Source organism: Convivina intestini, assembly GCF_003096575.1.
Taxonomy (GTDB): domain Bacteria; phylum Bacillota; class Bacilli; order Lactobacillales; family Lactobacillaceae; genus Convivina; species Convivina intestini.
The window spans coordinates 17,540-38,509 of sequence record NZ_QEKT01000010.1 but is presented as its reverse complement, the minus strand read 5'-3'; the positions used below and the strand labels follow the sequence as shown (position 1 = coordinate 38,509).

General features: G+C 38.1%; 15 protein-coding genes and 2 tRNA genes. 9 read left to right on the top strand and 8 right to left on the bottom strand.

Annotation, left to right across the window (positions count from 1 at the left end; genetic code table 11):
- Entirely contained in the window at window positions 1-4,461 is a 4,461-nt protein-coding gene (locus tag C7384_RS07165; RefSeq protein WP_116585388.1) for a glycoside hydrolase family 70 protein, read from the top strand.
- A 506-nt stretch (window positions 4,462-4,967) separates the two neighbouring features.
- On the top strand, window positions 4,968-5,660 hold the full coding sequence (locus tag C7384_RS07160) for a CPBP family intramembrane glutamic endopeptidase (protein WP_089940340.1): 693 nt from the start codon (window positions 4,968-4,970) through the stop codon (window positions 5,658-5,660).
- A 45-nt stretch (window positions 5,661-5,705) separates the two neighbouring features.
- On the opposite strand, the gene C7384_RS07155 is transcribed toward C7384_RS07160, so the two are convergent.
- A complete protein-coding gene (locus C7384_RS07155) occupies window positions 5,706-7,457 on the bottom strand; it encodes an ABC transporter ATP-binding protein (RefSeq protein WP_089940343.1) in 1,752 nt (583 codons plus the stop codon).
- Window positions 7,458-7,582: 125 nt separating this feature from the next.
- Between C7384_RS07155 and C7384_RS07150 the strand changes: the two genes are divergently transcribed.
- The 5 genes from C7384_RS07150 to C7384_RS07125 all read left to right on the top strand — a co-directional run bounded on the left by C7384_RS07150 (window position 7,583) and on the right by C7384_RS07125 (window position 12,372).
- Entirely contained in the window at window positions 7,583-7,990 is a 408-nt protein-coding gene (locus C7384_RS07150) for a MarR family winged helix-turn-helix transcriptional regulator (RefSeq protein ID WP_089940346.1), read from the top strand.
- A 175-nt stretch (window positions 7,991-8,165) separates the two neighbouring features.
- Complete coding sequence (locus C7384_RS07145) at window positions 8,166-8,348, top strand: hypothetical protein (RefSeq protein WP_089940349.1); 183 nt, start codon at window positions 8,166-8,168, stop codon at window positions 8,346-8,348.
- Between the two features lie 111 nt (window positions 8,349-8,459).
- Window positions 8,460-8,861 (top strand): CPBP family intramembrane glutamic endopeptidase, encoded by a 402-nt coding sequence (locus tag C7384_RS07140; protein ID WP_116585387.1) that lies wholly within the window; start codon window positions 8,460-8,462, stop codon window positions 8,859-8,861.
- A 305-nt stretch (window positions 8,862-9,166) separates the two neighbouring features.
- The gene (locus tag C7384_RS07135) at window positions 9,167-9,925 is read left to right on the top strand and encodes a helix-turn-helix domain-containing protein (protein ID WP_089940354.1); all 759 of its coding nucleotides are present in this window, start codon (window positions 9,167-9,169) and stop codon (window positions 9,923-9,925) included.
- 1,109 nt (window positions 9,926-11,034) lie between these two features.
- Window positions 11,035-12,372 carry a reverse transcriptase family protein gene (locus tag C7384_RS07125; protein WP_089940359.1) on the top strand — a complete coding sequence of 446 codons (1,338 nt, stop codon included), beginning with the start codon at window positions 11,035-11,037 and terminating at the stop codon, window positions 12,370-12,372.
- A gap of 6 nt (window positions 12,373-12,378) precedes the next feature.
- Here the strand turns inward: C7384_RS07125 and C7384_RS07120 are convergent, their stop codons facing one another.
- Window positions 12,379-13,209, bottom strand: coding sequence for a hypothetical protein (locus C7384_RS07120; protein WP_133240788.1), 831 nt, complete (start codon window positions 13,207-13,209; stop codon window positions 12,379-12,381).
- Between the two features lie 1,372 nt (window positions 13,210-14,581).
- Window positions 14,582-15,340, bottom strand: coding sequence for a hypothetical protein (locus C7384_RS07115; RefSeq protein WP_089940365.1), 759 nt, complete (start codon window positions 15,338-15,340; stop codon window positions 14,582-14,584).
- Window positions 15,341-15,797: 457 nt separating this feature from the next.
- Between C7384_RS07115 and C7384_RS07110 the strand changes: the two genes are divergently transcribed.
- Window positions 15,798-16,322 carry an HdeD family acid-resistance protein gene (locus tag C7384_RS07110; protein ID WP_165806803.1) on the top strand — a complete coding sequence of 175 codons (525 nt, stop codon included), beginning with the start codon at window positions 15,798-15,800 and terminating at the stop codon, window positions 16,320-16,322.
- 90 nt (window positions 16,323-16,412) lie between these two features.
- On the opposite strand, the gene C7384_RS07105 is transcribed toward C7384_RS07110, so the two are convergent.
- From C7384_RS07105 to trhA, 5 genes are all read right to left on the bottom strand, one after another.
- Window positions 16,413-16,484, bottom strand: a tRNA-Gln gene (locus tag C7384_RS07105).
- Window positions 16,485-16,518: 34 nt separating this feature from the next.
- Window positions 16,519-16,601 (bottom strand) — tRNA-Tyr (locus C7384_RS07100).
- Between the two features lie 107 nt (window positions 16,602-16,708).
- Window positions 16,709-18,595, bottom strand: a complete 1,887-nt coding sequence (locus C7384_RS07095; protein WP_089940217.1) for a M13-type metalloendopeptidase — start codon at window positions 18,593-18,595, stop codon at window positions 16,709-16,711.
- Window positions 18,596-18,695: 100 nt separating this feature from the next.
- Complete coding sequence (locus tag C7384_RS07090) at window positions 18,696-19,349, bottom strand: carbonic anhydrase family protein (RefSeq protein ID WP_089940215.1); 654 nt, start codon at window positions 19,347-19,349, stop codon at window positions 18,696-18,698.
- A gap of 266 nt (window positions 19,350-19,615) precedes the next feature.
- Window positions 19,616-20,257 carry a PAQR family membrane homeostasis protein TrhA gene (gene trhA, locus C7384_RS07085; protein ID WP_089940212.1) on the bottom strand — a complete coding sequence of 214 codons (642 nt, stop codon included), beginning with the start codon at window positions 20,255-20,257 and terminating at the stop codon, window positions 19,616-19,618.
- 145 nt (window positions 20,258-20,402) lie between these two features.
- On the opposite strand from trhA, the gene C7384_RS07080 reads away from it, so the two are divergent.
- Window positions 20,403-20,750 carry an iron-sulfur cluster biosynthesis family protein gene (locus C7384_RS07080; RefSeq protein ID WP_089940209.1) on the top strand — a complete coding sequence of 116 codons (348 nt, stop codon included), beginning with the start codon at window positions 20,403-20,405 and terminating at the stop codon, window positions 20,748-20,750.
- The last annotated feature ends 220 nt before the right edge of the window (window positions 20,751-20,970 follow it).

The window sequence follows — 20,970 nt, the reverse complement described above, 5'->3', positions numbered from 1 at the left end:
ATGTTCGGAGATATAGACCGTATGAATAGGAATAAGATACCAAGTCAGAACCCAACTAAATCATATTTTAAAATGTATAAATCGGGAAAATTTTGGATTGCTTCTGGAATTAGTGTCTTTACTTTGGGAGTGGGAAGCTCAATTTCAGCGGCTGCCGATAATATTCAAACTAAAAACAGTGCCGATTCAACCAGCCCATACCAGCAGTTGCAATCCGGTGAAATGACCGCTTTACCACTGGCTGAATCGATGGCCCTCCAGCCGACATCGCTGTCTGATGGTGGTTCGCTGTCACCAAGTACCAGTCGGGTTACTAGTCAAAGTACTAGCAGCCTCAGTTCAGCTAGTCATAGTAAGGCGGCAGTTAGTCAAGCTGTTGGCTCAAATAGTTGGACATTATCAAGTACTGATTCAACTCTGAATGCTGGTAGTGTCCAAACCAGCAGCTCCCTTTTGGATGAAAGTGAATTACCGGTGTTGGCCGTAGCAACCGCTACAGCTGCTAGTCAAAGCACGGCGACGATGCCAGTAAATGAGAGTGCTGGGGATGTTAGCGCAACTGGCAGCACCAGTACTGATGGTGATTTACACCAAGCTAGTTCACTGGTTCAGAGTACTAGTTCTCTACAAAGTACTAGTGCAGCAGCCATGGTTGATAATGATGTCATTCAGGCTCAGTCCATGGCTCAAAGTACGGCCGTTAGTCAAAGTGTGGCGGTGATTACGCGCAGTACGGTTTTGTCTCAGGATTTGAGTCAGGCCAGTTCCTTAGCTGACAGTACCTCGCTTAGTCAACAGGAAAGTCGAAGTCAAGATCTCAGTCAAGCGACTTCGATTGCCTATAGCACGGTTAACAGTCAGTCAACGAGTTTATCTTTGGCCAACAACATCAGTATTTTCAATTTGGAAAATCTGGTGAACAGCGGACTGACTAATGATCAAGTTGTGCAGGCCATCTTAGCCCAAGACAAGCACTTAAAATTTGATCAAGGTAAGTTCTATTTTGTTGATGATCAGGGTAATATTCAAAAGAATTTTACCGCTATTATTAACAACCAGACGCTATATTTTAGTAAAGATACGGGGCAGTTGCAGGCCCTTCGCAATCAATATACGGATGGCCTAACTGATATTTCTAATGCGCATAATGCTGCTGCGACTTTACAAAATAGTAGTTTTAACACGATTGATGGCTTTATGACGGCCGATAGCTGGTACCGTCCCAAAGATATTTTAAAAGATGGGACGACTTGGACTCCTTCAACTACGACTGATTTTCGGCCGCTACTGATGACCTGGTGGCCTGATAAGGGGACACAAATCGCCTACTTGGCCTATGCCAAAACTAAAGGCTGGTTACCAGATAACGTTGATGTTACTAACCCTAACCAGAGTTACTTAACGCAACTATCTGATATCGTGCAGGCCAATATTGAAAAGCAAATCAGTGCTAAAGATGGCCAGACTGATTGGTTGCGTCAGGATTTTTCTGATTTTGTGAAGAGCCAATCCGGGTGGAACATTGGTAGTGAACAATTTAATGGGAATACCCTCCAGGGGGGTTCACTGTTATATGTTAATAATGAATTAACGCCAGCGGCTAACTCACCTTATCGTTTGTTAAATCGCAACACCACTAACCAAGATGGATCCCATCCTAATCAGGGTGGCTTTGAATTACTGTTAGCTAATGATATTGACAATTCAAATCCAGCTGTTCAAGCTGAACAATTGAATTGGCTCTATTACATGATGAATATCGGCTCAATTGTCGCTAACGATCCGGCCGGTAATTTTGATGGTTATCGTGTCGATGCTGTGGATAATGTCGATTCGGATTTGTTAGATATTGCCAGTCAATACTTTAAGTTGGCCTATGGGACTGATTTAAATGATGCTAACGCTAATAAACATTTATCAATCTTAGAAGATTGGGGTTTCCAGGACCCAGCCTATATTAAAGCCCATGGTAATAATCAGCTCACTATGGACTTTCTTAGTAACTTAGCTTCGCGGAGTGTTTTGACTAACTCAGAAGGACATCGCGAAAAGTTGTCTAATTATATTTCTAGTGGGTTGGTTAATCGTAGCGGTGATAAGTATCAGGAGAATGTTGAGCAACCGAATTATAATTTTATTCGGGCCCATGATTCATTGGTGCAAGAAGTTATCGCTCAAATTGTCCGCGAAAAGGTTAACCCCAATGCTGATGGTTTGAATATGTCTGTAGAAGATATTCAAAAGGCCTTTGAAATTTACAATGCCGATCAGCTTAAAACCGATAAACAGTATAATTTGTACAACTTACCAGCTGCCTATGCCTTGTTATTAACCAATAAGGATACGGTACCGCGGATTTATTACGGTGATTTATTCAGTGACGATGGCCAGTACATGGCCCATAAAACGATTTACTACGATGCGCTAACCAATTTACTCCAGAGTCGGGTTAAATACGTTGCTGGTGGCCAAAATATGGCTGTGCAAACGGTCCATGGGACCGATGCAATGGCAGCTGATAGTAGTAAAGAGATTTTAACGTCCGTTCGCTATGGTAAAGGTGCCGATACGCACGATTCAATTGGTACGGTTGAAACTCGAACCCAGGGAATGGGAGTTATAATTAGTAATAATCCTAATTTGCAATTGGCCGATAACGACCGAGTAACCTTAAATATGGGCTTGGCCCATCAGAACCAGGCCTACCGAGCTGTGTTATTAACCACCACTAATGGCTTGGAAAGCTATACTACTGACCAAGCACCGGTGGTTTGGACCGATAGTCACGGCGTTTTGACCTTTGATAAACAGACTATCTATGGTGTCCGGAATCCCCAGGTATCTGGTTATCTAGCTGTTTGGGTACCAGTGGGCGCAAAAGAAAGCCAAGATGCGCGTACTGCTGGTAGCCTTACTCCCCATCAAGACGGCGCAACTTTTCATTCGAATGCAGCGTTAGATTCACAATTGATTTTTGAAGGCTTTTCTAATTTTCAAGCGCTACCTACGACCACCGATGAATATACAAACATTAAAATTGCTCAAAATGCCTCGTTGTTTAAAGCTTGGGGAATTACTAGTTTTGAATTAGCCCCTCAATATCGTTCCAGCACGGACAGTAGTTTCTTAGATGCCATTATCCAAAATGGCTATGCTTTTACAGATCGTTATGATATTGGTTATGATGGTCCAACTAAATATGGTACGGCCGGGCAGTTAGTTGACGCTTTGAAGGCTTTACACCAAGAAGGCATTTCAGCGATTAATGACTGGGTGCCTGACCAACTTTATAATTTGCTGGGTAAGCAAGTGGTTACTGCTCAGCGTGTGGATGCGTTTGGTCACCCAATTAAAGATGCAGTCATTAATAATACCCTTTATGTAGCTAATACAATTGGGGGCGGTCAGTACCAAAAGGAATTTGGTGGTGCTTTCTTAGACCAATTAAAGGCTCAGTATCCAACTTTATTTACTACCAAACAGATTTCTACCGGCCAGCCAATGAATCCGGATGAAAAAATTACGGAATGGTCAGCCAAGTATTTTAATGGTACGAATATTCAAGGACGTGGTGCCTTTTATGTATTAAAGGATGCTGCTACCCAGCAGTATTTCATGGTGGATCAAAATGGACATTTCCTACCTAAACAAATCTTAGGAGAAACAGCTAACACCGGCTTTAGTCAGGTAAATGGTAAAACGATTTACTTCTCAACTAGTGGCTACCAAGCTAAAAATAGTTTCATTCAAGATGGCGATAACTGGTACTACTTTGATCAAAATGGTTATATGGTTTATGGCGACCAAATAATTGATGGTTTCCGATATTTCTTCCTACCAAATGGGGTTCAATTGAAAGATGCTTACTTGTACCGTAATGGTACGACCAGTTATTATAATGCTGCTGGTCGCTTAGACAGTGAAGACCATTCGGGTGATTCAAGTACGTCTTATAATCCTTATAGTCCGTACAGTCCTTATGGCTCCGGATCGGGTTCAGGTTCGACTTCTCAAAGTGGCTCCACACCACCAAGTACTTCGACTTCAACGAGTGAATCCACCCCACCAAGTACTTCGACTTCAACGAGTGAATCCACACCACCAAGTACTTCGACTTCAACGAGCGAATCTACCCCACCAAGTACTTCAACTTCAACTAGTGAGTCCACCCCACCAAGTACTTCAACTTCAACTAGTGAGTCCACCCCACCAAGTACTTCGACCTCAACGAGTGAATCCACGCCACCAAGTAGTTCGACGTCAACTAGTGAATCCACGCCACCTAGTCAGTCGACTTCGATTAGCACCTCGACGTCTACTAGCACTTCAACCTCAACTTCGACAACCCCACCGAACCTACCACCAACTGGTAAGCAAGACCATGATTCCGAAACTCTTTTGGGTTTGGTGATGGTTAATGCCATGCTCTTTGTGGGCATTAAACGCTATCAAAAACAGTAATGAGGGATGGTGTAAATAGTTACCGTAATTGTGACGTATATCCCAAAAGTTAAAGTGATATGAACCTTGAAATTTGGACAAATGATGCGAAAAACAAAAAGACCTCTCCAACTATTTACGCTTATTAGCGTAGTAGTCTTTTATGGCTTCAGCAATCGCAATATTAACTATTGCAAAAACTTTGCCAATTAGGAATATAAGAGAGCGCTCAGTGCCTCCTTGAAAAGCCCCGGCCGCAACCGGAGCTTTTTTTTATTTATCAAGGGGGATGCCCTTTGGTTGTAAATTTAGTATAAACAGCAAACTTTCCGATTGTTGGAATTAAGCGTTATCGGAGAAAGTTGTCATGATGGTTTATTAAGGTCATGAATTTATATTTTGTGCCTTGTTGAAATATTAGTTATTATTACCATACATGAGTTAATATATTTTTATTAGTAGCCACTTTGATTGAAGCTATTATTACACTGCACTAGGATAAATTTTTGTAGGGAGATTATTTAATCATGTTTTTTAAACCGAATGCCCCCAAATTGGGTTTTAATTGGTATTTCACTGCCATAGCTACTTTTATCTTTTTAATTATTGTTGAACAACTGGCTTTTTTACCAGTTTCTTTTTTAGAACACGTGGGAAATAGCTTGGAGCCAGCCATCCTACTAGGTTTATTGAGTTTTGTCAGTTTTACAGCTGTGATTGCCCTGATTTATTATTTTTACCACAAAGTTTATACCCAAGCTAGCCATCGAGTTACTAAGTCCGATTGGCTATTAATTTTAAAATGTTGCTTAGTGTTTTACCCACTCAGTTGCCTTTTGCTCTACTTAAATCAACATCTATTTGGCCATGAAACTAGTCTTAATCAGGAACAGATAATGCAGATGATGGATACTAATCAGGCGAGCGCCATTGTTATAAACATTCTAGCCGTCTTTTTTATACCAATTGCGGAGGAACTAATTTTTCGTGGTTTTTTAATGAAAGGTATTTGTACCAATTTAAAGCCAATCTATGCCATTATCATCAGTGGGATTACCTTCGGTGCGTTACATAGTACTTCCAATATTTTAGAATTTGCTGTCTATGCGGCCTTTGGTATGACCCTGGGTTATATCTTTAATAAAACAAACAAAATTGAGGTACCAATTGTATTGCACATGTGCAACAATGGTCTATCTACCTTGCTGTCATTGTTCTAAAATTAAAACAAGCTTCCCAACCATCACGCCGGAAAGCTTGTTTTTTTACTGTTTAAATTGAATTTGGACGTATTCTTGATACAGTGGCAAGGTATTGAGCAGTTCTTGGTGGGAACCGTGGCCACTCACTTCACCATGATCAATGAAATAAATATCATCGGCATCGACAATCGTGCTGAGTCGATGGGCAATAATCAAGGTTGTCCGACCCTTCATCAATTGCGCCAAAGCCTTTTGAACCATGGCTTCTGATTCAGAATCTAGGCTGGCAGTGGCTTCATCCAGCATCAAAATTTGTGGATCACGGAGAAAGGCACGAGCAATCGCTAAACGTTGACGTTGTCCACCAGAAACCTTCACCCCGCGTTCGCCAACCTGAGTATCAAGGCCGTTGGACATTTCATGCACGAAACCATCGGCATAGGCTAATTGTAAGACCTGCCAAAGTTCTTCGTCTGAAAAGTCACCGTCTAGGCCATAGGTTAGGTTGTGGCGAATGGTTCCGGCCATGATGGCTGAATCTTGGGAAACAAAGCCAATTTGCTTACGCCAATCAGCTAAATTAATATCGGTAATATTGGTGTCGCCAATTTTAATTGAACCGGAATCTGGCTGATAGTAACGTTCTAGCAGACTAAAGATGGTTGATTTACCACTACCGGAAGGGCCCACAAAGGCGACCGTGGTATTGGGTTTGGCGACCATGTTAATCCCCTTTAAAATCAATTGGTCGGAATCATAAGAAAACTTGACATCTACCATTTCAAGGGCCTGATCATCAACGGCTTGGTCATGACCAGTCACGAAGTCTTCCTGCCTTTCTTCCATCAGGTCTTGCACTCGGTCGGTTGCGCCATTGGCCTTTGATAAATCAGTTAAGAAACGTGCCAAGGAGTTCAAAGGACCGATGATTTGGAAAAGATACATTAGGAAGGCAAACATGGTGCCGACTGTCATTGTACCTACGGCAATTCGATGGGCACTATAAGCAAGAACTCCGACAAACAATCCCATCATGACCATTTGCATCAAGGGAAAGGCCACGGAATCATAAAGAGCTTCTTTAAGGCCGATTTGGTAGAGTTTATCGACCATCTTGTTACCACTTTGGGCTTCATAATCTTCGGCATCCGAAGACTTTACCAAGCGAATTTCATTAAGGGTCTCTTCGGCTTTACCTGAAAAATTAGCCAATTCATCTTGGCGCTGATGGCCGACTTTGCGGGCTCGACCCATGATGGGGCGCATGACTAAGGTAACAACTGGTACGGCGATAAACATCACAATCGTCATTTTCCAGTCCATCAAAAGCATAATGACTAAGGCCCCTAGTAATTGGAAGATGGATGAAATCGAACTAGGAAATGATACGGCCAATAGATTTTTAATCTGATCGGAATCATTGACTAAACGGGAAGTCATTGTACCGGTTTTGACATCATCAAAGTAGCTGACCGGAAAGCGTAAAATACGATGCCAGAGTAGTTTACGTAAATTAGCGACCACATTTTCACCAAAGGATCCCAAAAGGACCCCCGATAAGGCACTAATTAGGGCACTACCTAGGAATAAAATTAACAGGGCCGTGATGAGCACGGGGTCGATCCCTTTGACAAAATTATTAACCATCGATTGAGCCGTTTTAGGCACCAATAATTGGGCGGCGGTAGACAGTAAACTTAATCCTAAGCCTAGCCATAATTGCCAGTACTTCGGTTTGGTTTGCTGAACCAAGTTGACAAACCGTTTGAAATTAAATTTTTCGCGGGTTTTAGGTGTTTTTGTTGCTGTATTCATAAAATTTACCTCAAATTATAGTAGAATAAAAGTGCAAATAGTTACATTGCTAATAGTTAGATATCTAAACATACGGGTAGTATAATAGTTAGATACCTAACTGTCAACAAATTTTCGAGGTAAATATGTCTAATAGTCAAGAAATTCAAGAATTAATGCACCAAGTCAGCTATTACTATCGTCATCAGCTTGTGAAAGATATGCCGATTACCATGCCACAGGCCCATGTTTTGCGGATTGTGCACCAAACACCAGGGATTATTCAAAGTGATTTGGCTCGATTGTTACACCGCCGCAATCCGACGATTTCTAATATTTTGGTTAATTTAGAAAAACAGGAGCTAATTGAGCGCAAAGTGCCGGCTGATAATGTCCGAGCTAAAGAAATCTATCTGACCGCTAAGGGCGAAGATTTATGCAACAGTATGCTGAAAAAATTCAAATCCTATGATGGTATCTTGACTAAGAATTTAGATGATCAGGATCAATTAGAGTTGATTCGGATTTTGAAGAAGATTGTGGCTAGTGATTGATTCAGTTTGGTATGCAACTGATAGTATCTTTGCCCCCATTATTGGCGTAATAATTGGTAACAAAGCCTTCTAAGAGTTTAAAAATAATTAAATTTACCGTAATTCATTTGCTATTTTAGTGTTTTCTATAAGATTATATTTATAAAGCATACAGTGAAATGAACGGAGGAATTTGATGAATTTTTTTAAACCAGATGCAGTGAAAATCGGTTTTAAAAGCTACTTGGGGCGAGCGGGAATTTTATTTTTGTTACTAGTGGCAATGGAATTTGCCGATGTTCCCTTGGGAATACTCAGTGAGTTCAATGTTAATTTGGTCCAAACCATCTTGTGGGGAATTGCCTATATTGTAGCTTAGACCGTTGTTATTTTATTGAGCTACTTTTATTATCAAAAATTATATAAAAAGCCCCTTCATAATTTAGCAAAAAATGATTATATCTTAATTGTGACCTGCTATCTGGTGGCAATGGCATTGGATCGTGGTTTATCATATCTTAACCAGTGGCTTTATCACCAGACTGAAACCCAAAATGATCAAGCGATTCAAGCTATTATGGACAGCAATTCAGCTTCGTTAGTGTTAATGGTCATATCGGTGATTATTTTTGCGCCAATTTGTGAGGAATTGTTGTTTCGTGGTTTATTAATTAAGGGATTGCTACCGAATGTGAATCCCATCTATGCCATTGTGATTAGCGGTTTAGTCTTCTCGGCCATGCACCAAAGTTCTAATGCCATCAGTTTTGCCATCTATGCGGTGATGGGAATGTCCTTTGCTTACGCCTACGTTAAAACGGATCGTATCGAAGTCTCGATTGCTTTGCATATGTTGAATAATACGGTGGCAACTGTGTTAAATTTTGTTTGATTTTTTAGGAAGTTCCGACCGTGGTCGGAACTTTTTTTGGTATTAAAAAAGTCCATCGCTAGCCGGCGACGGACTTCGAAAAGGGTGCTATCCTTTTTGAATCATTCGTGTGGTTATTGTAACACCTGGATACGTTTAGATGCCATGCGTCTTAAAAAGAGGTTATCAATTCCTGATGATAAAATTTTCTGTAAAACTAGCTTTTTTGTACATATTTCCCCTCTGCTAGTATTACTTGCTTTTAAAATGCTAATCTTTCTTGCTACCATTAGGAGAGGAATCCAGTTTTAATGAGGGAGAAAGATATGAGCTTTAAGGAAGATATCAAGCAATTACGGACTGAGCAGGGTCTAACCCAACAGGGATTGGCGGATAAGATGCACGTGAGTCGGCAAACTGTTTCCACCTGGGAGACCGGTAAAAATTATCCGAATCTTGATATTTTGCGTGAGTTAAGCCAACTTTTTGGCGTTTCTTTCGAAAAATTAGTATTTGGAGAAGAAATCACAATGAAACCGGAAAAAACGATTGCTGAAAAGGTTGATCAGGATCTAATTAATAAAGGGCGCTATAAAAAAATAGCCCTCATTTTGGGTAGTATCGTTGCTACCCTAGCGCTTTGGGTGGGGGTGCTAACGGTTGGTTACATAAATGGTGTGTCGGACATCGACCGGTTTAACCCGTTTTTAAGCTATACAACGGCCTACACTAAGTTGCCAAGTGACAAGGTAATTAGTCCCAATAATAGCAAACACGGCTATTGGACGGCCTGGTTTACCGATAATGAGATGGGGAGTCAATGGTCAAAGCTGACGCTGACTACTGGTCTCAATCCGAGTGTCAAAGACCCCTATGTCATGGTTTATCACAAGGGTAGTTACGTTAAAATCGCGCGAATTGTGCCAGGAAGTGCGGTTAATACCCTGGTTAAGGGGGACTTATCAGCCCTAGATAGTCTATTAACCAGTAAAAAGAAGGTAGATGTAAAAGAAGCCAAGCCATTCCATGATAAAAAACATCTTTCAATGACGGTACAGAAGTTGGGAAATACCGAAAATAAATAGAAAAAAAGTATGCCTGGGCATACTTTTTTCTAATACAATCCATTGTTATTTTTTCTTATTTAAGCTAGATATAGCCAGTGTGTAAAAAATCAATCCAAAGAGGAAATTATCTCTTAACCAATGCGGTAAAAGGATAACCTGTAAATCATTTAAAATGATGGAGACGAAATATATGAGCATAAAGACAGTTAGCGTTATCCCAACATGGGGATAATAATTCTTGATTTTCTGCATAACATTTTCTCCTCTTGAACTGTATTTAATAAAGCCCTCTTTTGATAATTCTACACTTTATTCCTCCAAATAGGCTAATCCTGCTTCAGCTGAATTAAGTGCTATATAATTTTTACTCTTAATAGCATTAAGTAAGCGTCTGTTCGGAGTGCTAACATAAAAAGTTTTTTTGCCCTTCATATCGGTTGAAAATTGTACTTTTACTAATGACATATGGTTACTCACTTTATGATGCTTTAAATTAGTATAAAACTTACCTGTAAGCTTTAAAGGAACTACGGCTGACCACAAGGATACTATAATTGGTATATAAATATAAATTTCCGTGGCCCATAAAATTCGGTGTGATGATGTGTTCCTACTAGTTTAGTTTGGGAAAAATTGAGAAATAGTAGTTTCAAGGTCGTTTCTTTTGGAACAGTTAGAAAAAGTGATGTCACGCATTTTAAAAGGATTAGGCTAATTAGTTGTGGATAATTATTTAGTTCAGAATTGTGAGGTTCATGACGAGATAGAACATATGTCCTAGGAGTGAATCAAAAACGTCGTGCAGGGATGTTAAAAGCCTGGATGTAATATTTTTATTTAGGAATTCATTTCAAATACTGTTGTATTAAAATTGATTAATTCTTTCAATAAAGAATATGTTAAAATCAGGTATGTGGTATATAGATGGGGATTGTCTTTTCAGTCTCCTTAGTTGGTGGAAAGAGATGTGTATCATAAACATCCGATGCCAACCTTAATGTAATGCGGTTCCTTTGCATTACACGTTTATTATCTTTACTATTGTTCAGCCCATCTTAGCCAACAATTGTTTAACGTTCACCTGTTGGTTGGAGTATATACCACGTACATAGTTATGGGAAATTAAATTGAAAAAAGATTTTACTAATATATCTACTTATCAAGAATTTATTGAATATATAAAATCCTTTAGTGAATATCAATATTTAACAAGGACGCTTTCTAAGGATTTCCTTCAGCGAATTAATGAAACACAAAATATGGGTGATTTTTATACCACTAAAATGATTTCAAAAAAGGCAGGGGGTAATCGAGAACTAGCAATACCGATTGAAGAGCTTAAGCATTTACAAAAAGCGCTTCTTGGTGTTCTGAAAAAATACCAAAGGTTGTCTATAAGGAAGTCCAAATGGTCATCGAATTATGATTATATTAGTCCAGCATTTAAATCAATTAAAATAGGTAGCCACAATAAATTTTACGTTAATAAATTGGATTTGAAAAATAGACACACTAAAGGAATTCCCAGTCACGTAGTCCATGCTAGTCATCATACAAATAAAAAATTGGTTATAACGTTTGATTTCGAAAATTTTTTTACCACGATTAGACCAAACAGAATTAGGGGGATTTTTAAGGGTTATTTTAAATTCTCGGATTTTGTGTGTACTTTATTAACAAGTATTACTACTCATTTTAAAGTTGGGCTTCCCCAGGGAGCGCCAACATCTCCATATTTATCCAATTTAGCGACTTATGAATTTGATAAAGCTTTCCATAAAGAGTGTAAAAAATTAGGGATTTATTATTCTAGATATGCTGATGATGTTGCTCTTTCAACCAATAATTATAGTGTTTTGTACAATAATTCTATTTTTAGTGAAAAACCAAAAAACGGTAAACGTTTACAATTCTGTGATTATTTAAATAATTTATTAGAACAAAACCATTTAACAATTAAGGGCTCTAAAACAAGAGTTATGAGTTATTGGAATAGACAAGTTGTTACTGGAATTGTTGTCAATAAAAAAATATCAATTGGTAAAGATGAATTAGTGAGAGCTAGGTCTGTCTTAATTAATATTGGTAAAACGTTAACGATACTTGATTATAGAATGGGGATTATAGCAGTAGATAAACAAATTAAAAAATTCTATGATGAATATCAACTGCGTAATTCTCATGAGGAAGAGCTACAAACAATAAGAGATGACAATGAGCGATCATTATGTATGCTTTGTATAGCACTGTTAACAATCCATAGTTTGATTGAATACTATTCTCAAGTTATGCCAACTAATTCAAAATTAATTAAGATAAAAGAATTATATAATAGTATTCAATATAATCTTTTTTATAATAAAAATTATAGGCACATTATAATTAAAAATAATCACTTATTTAAGTTTAATTTGCATAGTTTTCCTATTTTTTTAATTGAGAAATTAAATTTTCAGAGTCATTAAAGTTCCTTAAGTCAATGCTTTTTTTGTAAAAAAATTTCGAATGACAAGACCATATTCATTTTCACTATAAAATGTATCTGATTCTTTTGGTAATTTGGAACAATCGAAGCCAAATAAATCCATCTTTTTAATGAGTTTGGCTAATTTTATCCATTTATCAGAATAGGTTATATATAAGTAAATATACATCATTGTTGTATGGGAAAGATTATTTTTAATTTGTCTTATACAACGATTTTTATTATAACTATAATTCTTATCTTCGAATGTATTATCTATAAAGATTAAAATTTCAGTTAGTTGGTTCAAAAAATTATCATCTTCAATGTAATCGTTTTTGGGATTATTAAAAAAAGTTGTTTTATTTTGTATAGTATAGGGGTGTTTAGGACTGGAAATTAACAATAGGCTTCGGTCGAGCAATGTTCCAGCGATATTAATTATTCCTTTGGATTTATGTGGAATTTTGAAAATAACTGCATCTAAATTTTCAGACTTTTGTATTAAAGTATTAAATAGATTATTAAATTCAGAGATATTAGAATTTAATAAACTTTTTTTAAAAGATATATAACTTAAAAATATAGTGGTGCATCCAATAGTGGTAGGTAATAATATGCTAGGAGTCATTAGATTTTTAATAGAAAACCCATCAGGAAGTGTGCCGAAATATTTAACAAAATATGCAAATATAAAACTTAAACCAATGGAAAAAATAATGATAATAGTAACATACGTAATACGAGAAAATATTTTTGGTAAATTATTTAAAATTATTTTAATATACGAACCAAAAAATGTTTTGATAATCGCAACAATTGTAATGATGGCAAACATGCAGAAAAAAAACATAGATAACTCCCTAATTCGATATAGACATAATTATTATATACAATTATAAAAGAAGCAAGTCGAACAAGGACTAATACAAAGTAAATATAAATTAGAGTACTGGCTACACATTAAGTTGCGTATTTAATTTCCTGATTTTCTAATTTATAATCCCATGCTAATACTAAGGCATAATTTATTCATAGGGCTCATTCCTTAAGCAAATAAGTCCTTACTGTGGGTGATATGATTCGTTCTGTATTAAACTACTGTAGGTACTGGTCGACGCCCCGAATAAGGTGAGGTTTGCCAATTAAGGAAAACGAAATTGATAAACAAACTCACGTTTTAACAAAGAATGAAAGCTTTCATTCTTTGTATTGTCACAGGGATAGCCTAATTTTGAGCAAGTTATCACCTGTTTAACAGCGTTTCAAAGGCCAAACTAGTGAATTTAGTTCCCATATCAGTGTGTAAATACGTTGGTCGAGTTGCCCCGTTTAAAGTTCGTTTGGAGGGCACTCACACTAGGCGTGTATCTATCTTGCTTGGTGACAAAATCTTATGTCTTTGTAAATCTAGTATGGACGCCAAATAGGCACATTGAGCACTGGTTAGTTGCAGATAGGTAATATCCATACTCCAAGCGTTTGTCTGTGGAATTGTTTGATCAAATTAGGTCGTTGAGGATAGTCCACCTTTGTAGTTGTTTTCTTCCAGTGATACGTTATCAGCGAACAGATATTAGCTTGGTGCATGAAATGATTAATCCGATGAACATTACAATATCAGTTCAAGGTAAGCAAGGTCTTTCGTGGGCAGGGTGCCCCGTAAGTTTTATAAATCTGCTGTCAAATCTTACGCCACGTTTGGGTTAATTGCTGGTCTTCTTGTTGAGGTCTACTTGGCTGATAATGAATCTACTCAAAATAAGTACTGGTGGGTATTTTGAGTTTTTTTAAGACTCGAACTAATTTAAACTAATGTGTTAATGGCTTCTGGATTAGAGGGAAATAGATTTTACGCTTTACTTGTGGTATTCGCCCAGTAAAACGATTACTAATTTTAAAATCTCGTTTTTTCTTGTAAAAGGGCTAGTTCTTGTTGCATGTTAGTAAATTCAGCACGTGTAATTGACCAACAACTTAGTTTTTTTAATCCAGTCTGTAACCGTTTGGACAACTAGGATGTTACTCTTTGGCTAGTGAGTTAGTAGAACGGTTCTCATGATACAGATCCACAATGGCCAGCTCAAGCTTTTGGTGGCATAATAAAAAGTATCAGAATTCTTGTCTCAATTCTGGGATTCACATCATTATTATCAGGGGGAATTTCCTAAAAATAAAGGATTTCGGAGTGTAGTATAGGAGTAAACCTATTATTCGTACGAATTAGGGATGTTTATCTGACTACTATCAATTAAATATTCATATATATTACTATTTTCTGAATTTTCAGTCATAAAGTTTTTGTTTTTTAAAAAATTATAAAGAATATTTCTTACTTTTTTTAAATTTGGAAAAGTCATTTCTTTATAACTAGATTCTTCCATGGTGAGATGAACCATGTTTCGTAGATTTCTGAGAAATTGTAAATCCTCTGTTGGTATTCCTAATCCATGTATGTAGTAGTTTTTTTTACTACTATTAGTTATTAATTCAATTAATTCTTGTAAACTTACATCTAAATTTTCTCTTTCATTCTCATCTACCTTAATTTCTAACGTAGATGTTATTCTTGTTTCTTTATCGTTAAATTCATTCACAAAATTAAGAATGTTATTCTTTTGTGAATGAAATTCTTTACCAAGTATTTTCCATGGAGAACCTTTTTTTGTAAAACCATTGCGGTAAACGTAATCGGTCAGCATCCCTTCTATGATGGAAGCAGCCGAAATAATAAAATTTTTAATTTGCATTTGATTGACTATAATATGATGATTGACACATTCGAATTCAAAACACATGTATTCTAGATGTTGAAGAGTATATGAAACTTCTCGCATGATTGAAGCATTTTTTATATTTAGCGTAGTTCTATATTTAGCGACTGATGTTGGGGAATAAAATACAGTATCCTCCCCGTTATTCAATAGAGTATGTTCAAATACGGAAATCAGTTTTTCTTGATTATTCATCTAACCACTCCTATTTTGATAAAACATAATATATATTAACTATGATTATATTGTTTAGCTTTAATGCTGATGCTGGTGAATATTGTTAACTAGCATTTATTATAGTTACTATATTTTATCATACAGTAGTCTCAGTGATATGTACGTATGATACAAAAGCCCATGCTAAGTTGCCGACGAAATAAAATTGACTTGTCCATAACAATTCCTCTCTTTCAATCCATAGACAAACACTAAAAGCAAATGTAGATTATCGTTCCTATACAGGAACTTAACCACAAGGTGAGTATAGCACGATATTCCTTGTTAGGAACATGAAAGTGCTTTCATAAAAAATCATGCAGTTTTCAAAGTGTTTTGTAACTAGGTTTTGTGGGGCTTTTATTTGAATGTTCAAAGAGAAAATATTATAATTTACTTCATTGGACAGTTTATAAATATGGGAAGGAACAGTAATATGGGTAATAATACAAAAAATAAAATTAATTGGTTGGAAATGCTAATGGGCATTTTGTTCATTATTTTGGCGATTTCTATTTTTAATCACCCAATTAGTTTTTTGGTTTCATTTTCTTTTCTATTTGGCATTATGGCTTGGGTTGGTGCTGTGCATACAACCATTCAAGCCCGTCAATTTAAAAAAGATGGTTTAGTTAATAATAATTATTGGCTCTTTAAAGTGTTGATTGATGTGTTAGTTGGTTTCATCTTTATCTTTCATGTCGGCGTCGGGGTCAGCACCATTGGAATTTTGTTTGCTATTTGGTTTATCGTTGATTCAATTGCCCAGTTGTATATGAGTCGGATTGGCTTGCATATCAGCGCCATCATGGGGACTTTTTCAATTATTATTGCGGCAATTAGCTTGGCATTAGGGATTATCCTCTTGTTTAGTCCGGTTATGGCAGCAACAGTATTGGTTTACATGGTTGTCTTTTACCTATTCTTCTTTGGGGTTTCCGCCATTGTAGATGCCTTCTAAGACAGCAAAAAGGCCTTGACGATTTCTTCCCGTCAAGGCCTTTTTAATATTGGTAATAAAAAAACAGCCATCATTGACTGTCTCATCTGATTGCCCCTGCTGGGATCGAACCAGCGCATGGAGGTACCAAAAACCTCTGCCTTACCACTTGGCCAAGGGGCAATAGCTATTTATAACCGTTAGCTATGATACGGTATGGGAGCGGTAGGATTCGAACCTACGAACCCGAAGGAACGGAGTTACAGTCCGTCGCGTTTAGCCAGACTTCGCTACACTCCCGTTGTCTCAAACAACTATATTATAATAACAATCTTTTAGTTGCTTGACAAGGGTTTATCTCGTATTTATTTAAATTAAGATTAAAACCGACAAATATTTTACGAAGATTACCAGATTTGAACTCGATCAGCTGGTTCACGCCACATACCGTCGCCCTTTTTGACCTGATAAGTGTCAAAGAAGAGATCAAAGTTAGTAACTGGTACGTTCACTCGTAATTTAGCAGGCGCATGGACATCAATGCTGGCCAGTAGTTTCAAGTAGTCATCGCTGGCCTTTTGACGCCAAATCTGGGCCTGATTTTCAAAGAAGTCGTGCACATTAAAGGCTGGATCAGCCTGGGCAGCTGTGAGAGCGGCCGAAATCCCACCTAAATCAGCGACGTTTTCCGATACAGTCAGGTGGCCGTTGATCTTTGCGCCAGCACTTTCCAACCCGTCGAATTGTTCTTCAATCAACTTGGTACGGGCTTCAAAGTTTTCAAAGTCGCTTGGTTGCCACCACTCATGCAAATTACCGTGCTCATCAAAACGAGCGCCGTTGGTATCGAAGGCGTGCGTAATTTCGTGGGCAATCACGGTTCCAATGCCACCAAAGTTAGCCGAAGCACTTTGATTTAACTGGTAGAACGGTGCTTGCAAAATGGCCGCTGGGAACACAATCTGGTTGAAGTCGGGTGAATAATAAGCGTTAACGGTGTCAGCTGACATGCCCCAAACCTCGGCATTAGGCTTTTGATGCCATTTGCTCAAATGGTAAGCAACGGCTTCCTTACTAAAGCGGATAATGTTATCCACTAACGATTGTTCCGAATCCACCGTCCGATTGATCAAATAGTCAGGAATAAAGTCCGGATAACCAACTTTGATGGTCAAGGCGTTGAGCTTGACCTTGGCTTTTTCTAGCGTGGCTGGGGTTAACCAATCATTGTGTTCAAAACGCTGTTCGTAAACCTTAATGATGCTCTTAACCATTTTAGTAACATCGGCTTTGGCCTGAGGACCAAAGAAGTTTTCACCATACCAGAGGCCAACCACACTGGCGAAAAAGGCGTGAGCTTGGCGAAAGGCGGCTTTGGCTGGTTCGCTAGCTTCGGCAGTCCCTGATAATGTCCGTTGATATTGACCGGCGAGGATGCGCAAATCGTTACTAAGGAAGGGTGCAATTTCCAAGACGGCTTGAATCATCGTCCAAGCCTTGATGGCCTCGAAGTTTTCGGCCTGATATACTTCGGGGGCCTTATCCCAAAACTTGGCATCACTGATAATAACTTTCTCCACGGAGCTGTCCAAAATTTCGGTTAAAGTTGTGGATAAGTCATACTCAGGAAGCCGTTTTTGCAAATCGGCCAAGGCGGTTGGATGATAATTCTTCCAATAGTCAGACATTTCTTCGTTGCTACTGCTGCGATTGGCAATCATACGGTCAAAGGCCAAAGCTTGCTCGACCATTTGATCAGCAGTTGCTTGGTCAAAGCCGACTTTAACTAAAATTTCTTTGACCATTTTTGACCAAACAGCTAGTAATTGCTGACTACTTTCAGGGTCGTCATAACTAGTTGTATCAGGCAAAATAATGTCGGGTGCTGTTAACCATAGTTCGTTAATGGCTGTATTTTTAGAATCGGGACTAATGCCAAAGGCTAATTCCGTACTATAGGCGTTTTTAATGAGTTGCCCGGCATTTTTTTGCCATGCTGACCAACTGGTAATTGCTTGTAAAGGCGCCAAGTATTGCGTCACGATCTGTTGGATGCCCTGCTGGCGCTGGTCCCAGTTGCTGGTTAATTTGTGAAAGGCGACAAAGTTTTTTAATGGAGCGGGAATGGGCTTTTTCCCACTTTCAAAATCAGCTAGTTCTTGTCGTTCTAGTTGTTCAATATCTTCAATCAAGTCGTAAAAACCACCGGTTGCCGGTTTATCAGCGGGAATGGTGGCCTGATCAATCCAGGCACCGTTAATTGCTTCGTAAAAATCGTCTTGTAATCTAACCATTGAAAAAGCCTCCTGAGTTTATTCCGGATGAAGTTTGGTGCGTTGGTATCTTTATGTAGTGTAACGCGATAGCTTGCCAGTGCCAATTAAAGTCCTGGAATTAGTCGCTAAATTGATTGCCAATGTGAAATTGAACCGGGAAATATTCTACTAACCGACCATTATCAGCCTGTATCTGCCGGTGATTATCGGGGAAATTAGCCCGAATAGCAGCTAAATCATTGGGATTTAAGGCTAAAGGTTGGTCTAAAATAAACCACTCAATATTTTCTAATAGGGGCGGTGTGGTTAGGGTGCCCTGATAATGGTAGTAACCCTGTGCTTGGGGGAGTAACGAGCGTAGTGAAAAGGCAAGTTGATTGGCATGAAATAACTGTTTTAAGGCTAAACTGGTTTTATTTTCATCAGCCACCAGCCAAGCACCGAGGACTGCCGTTTGCTGGTCGTTTTTGAGGACTAAATGCAATTCGCCATCGTAACGTTGACCATCAAGGAGATGTTCAGCCCCATCATGAAAGTGAAAACGCTCCATTTGCCAACTTTGACCATTAATGTTTACTTGCCCTTCACAAAAAAATTGTTGTCCACTGGGGATTTCTTTGGCAGTTATTCCCCGTAGGTTATTTAGGATGATTTGAATTTGGCTAAGTGGCCTGACCTGGACTTGGTTGGTTTGAATATTAATCGGAGATTGGTTGGTACTGCGGGTTGTTTGGGACCATTGATCTTGATCACGGTAGTCAATTCGCGCCATTTGGTGCTCCTTTTTGAGTCTATAGAAAAGAGCGACTCATACTCAAAAGTATGCCGACGCTCTCTAAATGGGATAAAATCCAATGCTGAAACTACTCAAGGTAGTGACAACTATTGTCTTGCTCTTGTTCCGGAAACTCACACATGTTAACCATTTTGCCATCTCGCTCTGGTTACACATATTCTATCAAAAAATGAATAAAAAACAAGATATACCAAACCAAATATCTGTGGATAAATAGGTGCGAATGTTGGAAATATTAACACTTACAAGCTAATATACAAACTAGCGTACATTAATGAGGCCCCGCCCAAAACGAAAAGATGCCAATAAACATGGCCCATGGGAATTTTGGGAATTAGATAAAAAATCGTGCCCAAAGAATAAACAATTCCACCCAATAATAATAACCAAAAGGCGGTGTGATTAAGATTTTGCCACAAAATTGGCATAGCTAGAATAATCACCCAGCCCATGATGAGATAAATTAAAACTGATAGCCAGGGCCAGCGGCCAATTAAGAATAAATCATAAATTAATCCAGCCACGGTCATGGTTAAGATGGTCCACCAGATAGCCCAACCTTGCCAACCACCGATGACCAACCAAGTATAGGGCGTGTAACTACCCAGAATCACTAAGTAAATTCCGGCATGGTCAAAGAATTGGAAAAGTTTAGCTGCTCGAGTGAATACCAGTGAATGAAATAATGTGGATGCTAATAAAAAAAGGCTAACACTAATGATGTAAATCAAAATAGCGGTTAGTTCTAAACCAGAAACTGGTTGGCGATAGACGTGCAATAGTAAAAAAATACTGCCCAGGACTGCTAAGATAAAACCAATACCGTGAGTGGTAGCATTTAAAACTTCATAGACAATTTGATATTTTTTTGAGTGGATTTGCATGGTGATTCCTTTTTAACTATGTATTCGTCAGGTGATAAATAAATTCGGTTTCTTAAAATTAAGACTATACCAATTTGACTTATGTGTAATTTGGCGCTATACTTGACTCATGTTGAAAATGGTTTGAAGTAAAGGAGTGTATAACATGGAAATTACATTTACAAAAGTTGCCGCTGATCGTTTGCAAAAGTTTTTAAAGCCTGGCGTAAAGATGGTTTTGGATTTTGATGATGGTGTGGGTCCCTTTTCTAAGGAAGCAAACTGCACGCTATCAGTCGCTTATAATCTCTTGTTTGTGAACCAGGATGCGGATTTGCATGATTTCGGTTTGGTAATTCCAAGTAACTTGGGGGATGTTTATGCTAAGCCTTATTCCAAAGACCAAATGGACGAAAAGATGACCATTGATGTCAATGAAAAGTATCTCCGCTACAGCCTGAGTGGCCAGGGTGGCGAAATTGACAGTAGCATGGGCGTTAAGGATTTGGCCTAAGGCGTTACCATTTATTCTATACTAAACTAAGTTAGTAACCCAAATTTTTTAAAAGGCAGCCTTTAGGGCTGTTTTTTTTTTTTGTTCTGGCCGATCAATTCCTAACATAACAAATCGTAAGATTGAAATTCACATTAATCCATTACTATGTAAAGTATACCAATTAGCTGAAATACATAACTAAATCAATAGTGGTTTTTTTTAACTCAGTGGTACGGGT

Coding starts and splice junctions, on each gene's coding strand:
- C7384_RS07090 (WP_089940215.1), bottom strand. CDS start 19,349: ATGGCGCGAATTGACTACCGTGATCAAGATCAATGGTCCCAAACAACC.
- C7384_RS07150 (WP_089940346.1), top strand. CDS start 7,583: ATGTCTAATAGTCAAGAAATTCAAGAATTAATGCACCAAGTCAGCTAT.
- C7384_RS07160 (WP_089940340.1), top strand. CDS start 4,968: ATGTTTTTTAAACCGAATGCCCCCAAATTGGGTTTTAATTGGTATTTC.
- C7384_RS07135 (WP_089940354.1), top strand. CDS start 9,167: ATGAGCTTTAAGGAAGATATCAAGCAATTACGGACTGAGCAGGGTCTA.
- C7384_RS07155 (WP_089940343.1), bottom strand. CDS start 7,457: ATGAATACAGCAACAAAAACACCTAAAACCCGCGAAAAATTTAATTTC.
- C7384_RS07145 (WP_089940349.1), top strand. CDS start 8,166: ATGAATTTTTTTAAACCAGATGCAGTGAAAATCGGTTTTAAAAGCTAC.
- trhA (WP_089940212.1), bottom strand. CDS start 20,257: ATGCAAATCCACTCAAAAAAATATCAAATTGTCTATGAAGTTTTAAAT.
- C7384_RS07110 (WP_165806803.1), top strand. CDS start 15,798: ATGGGTAATAATACAAAAAATAAAATTAATTGGTTGGAAATGCTAATG.
- C7384_RS07080 (WP_089940209.1), top strand. CDS start 20,403: ATGGAAATTACATTTACAAAAGTTGCCGCTGATCGTTTGCAAAAGTTT.
- C7384_RS07115 (WP_089940365.1), bottom strand. CDS start 15,340: ATGAATAATCAAGAAAAACTGATTTCCGTATTTGAACATACTCTATTG.
- C7384_RS07165 (WP_116585388.1), top strand. CDS start 1: ATGTTCGGAGATATAGACCGTATGAATAGGAATAAGATACCAAGTCAG.
- C7384_RS07140 (WP_116585387.1), top strand. CDS start 8,460: ATGGCATTGGATCGTGGTTTATCATATCTTAACCAGTGGCTTTATCAC.
- C7384_RS07095 (WP_089940217.1), bottom strand. CDS start 18,595: ATGGTTAGATTACAAGACGATTTTTACGAAGCAATTAACGGTGCCTGG.
- C7384_RS07120 (WP_133240788.1), bottom strand. CDS start 13,209: ATGTTTGCCATCATTACAATTGTTGCGATTATCAAAACATTTTTTGGT.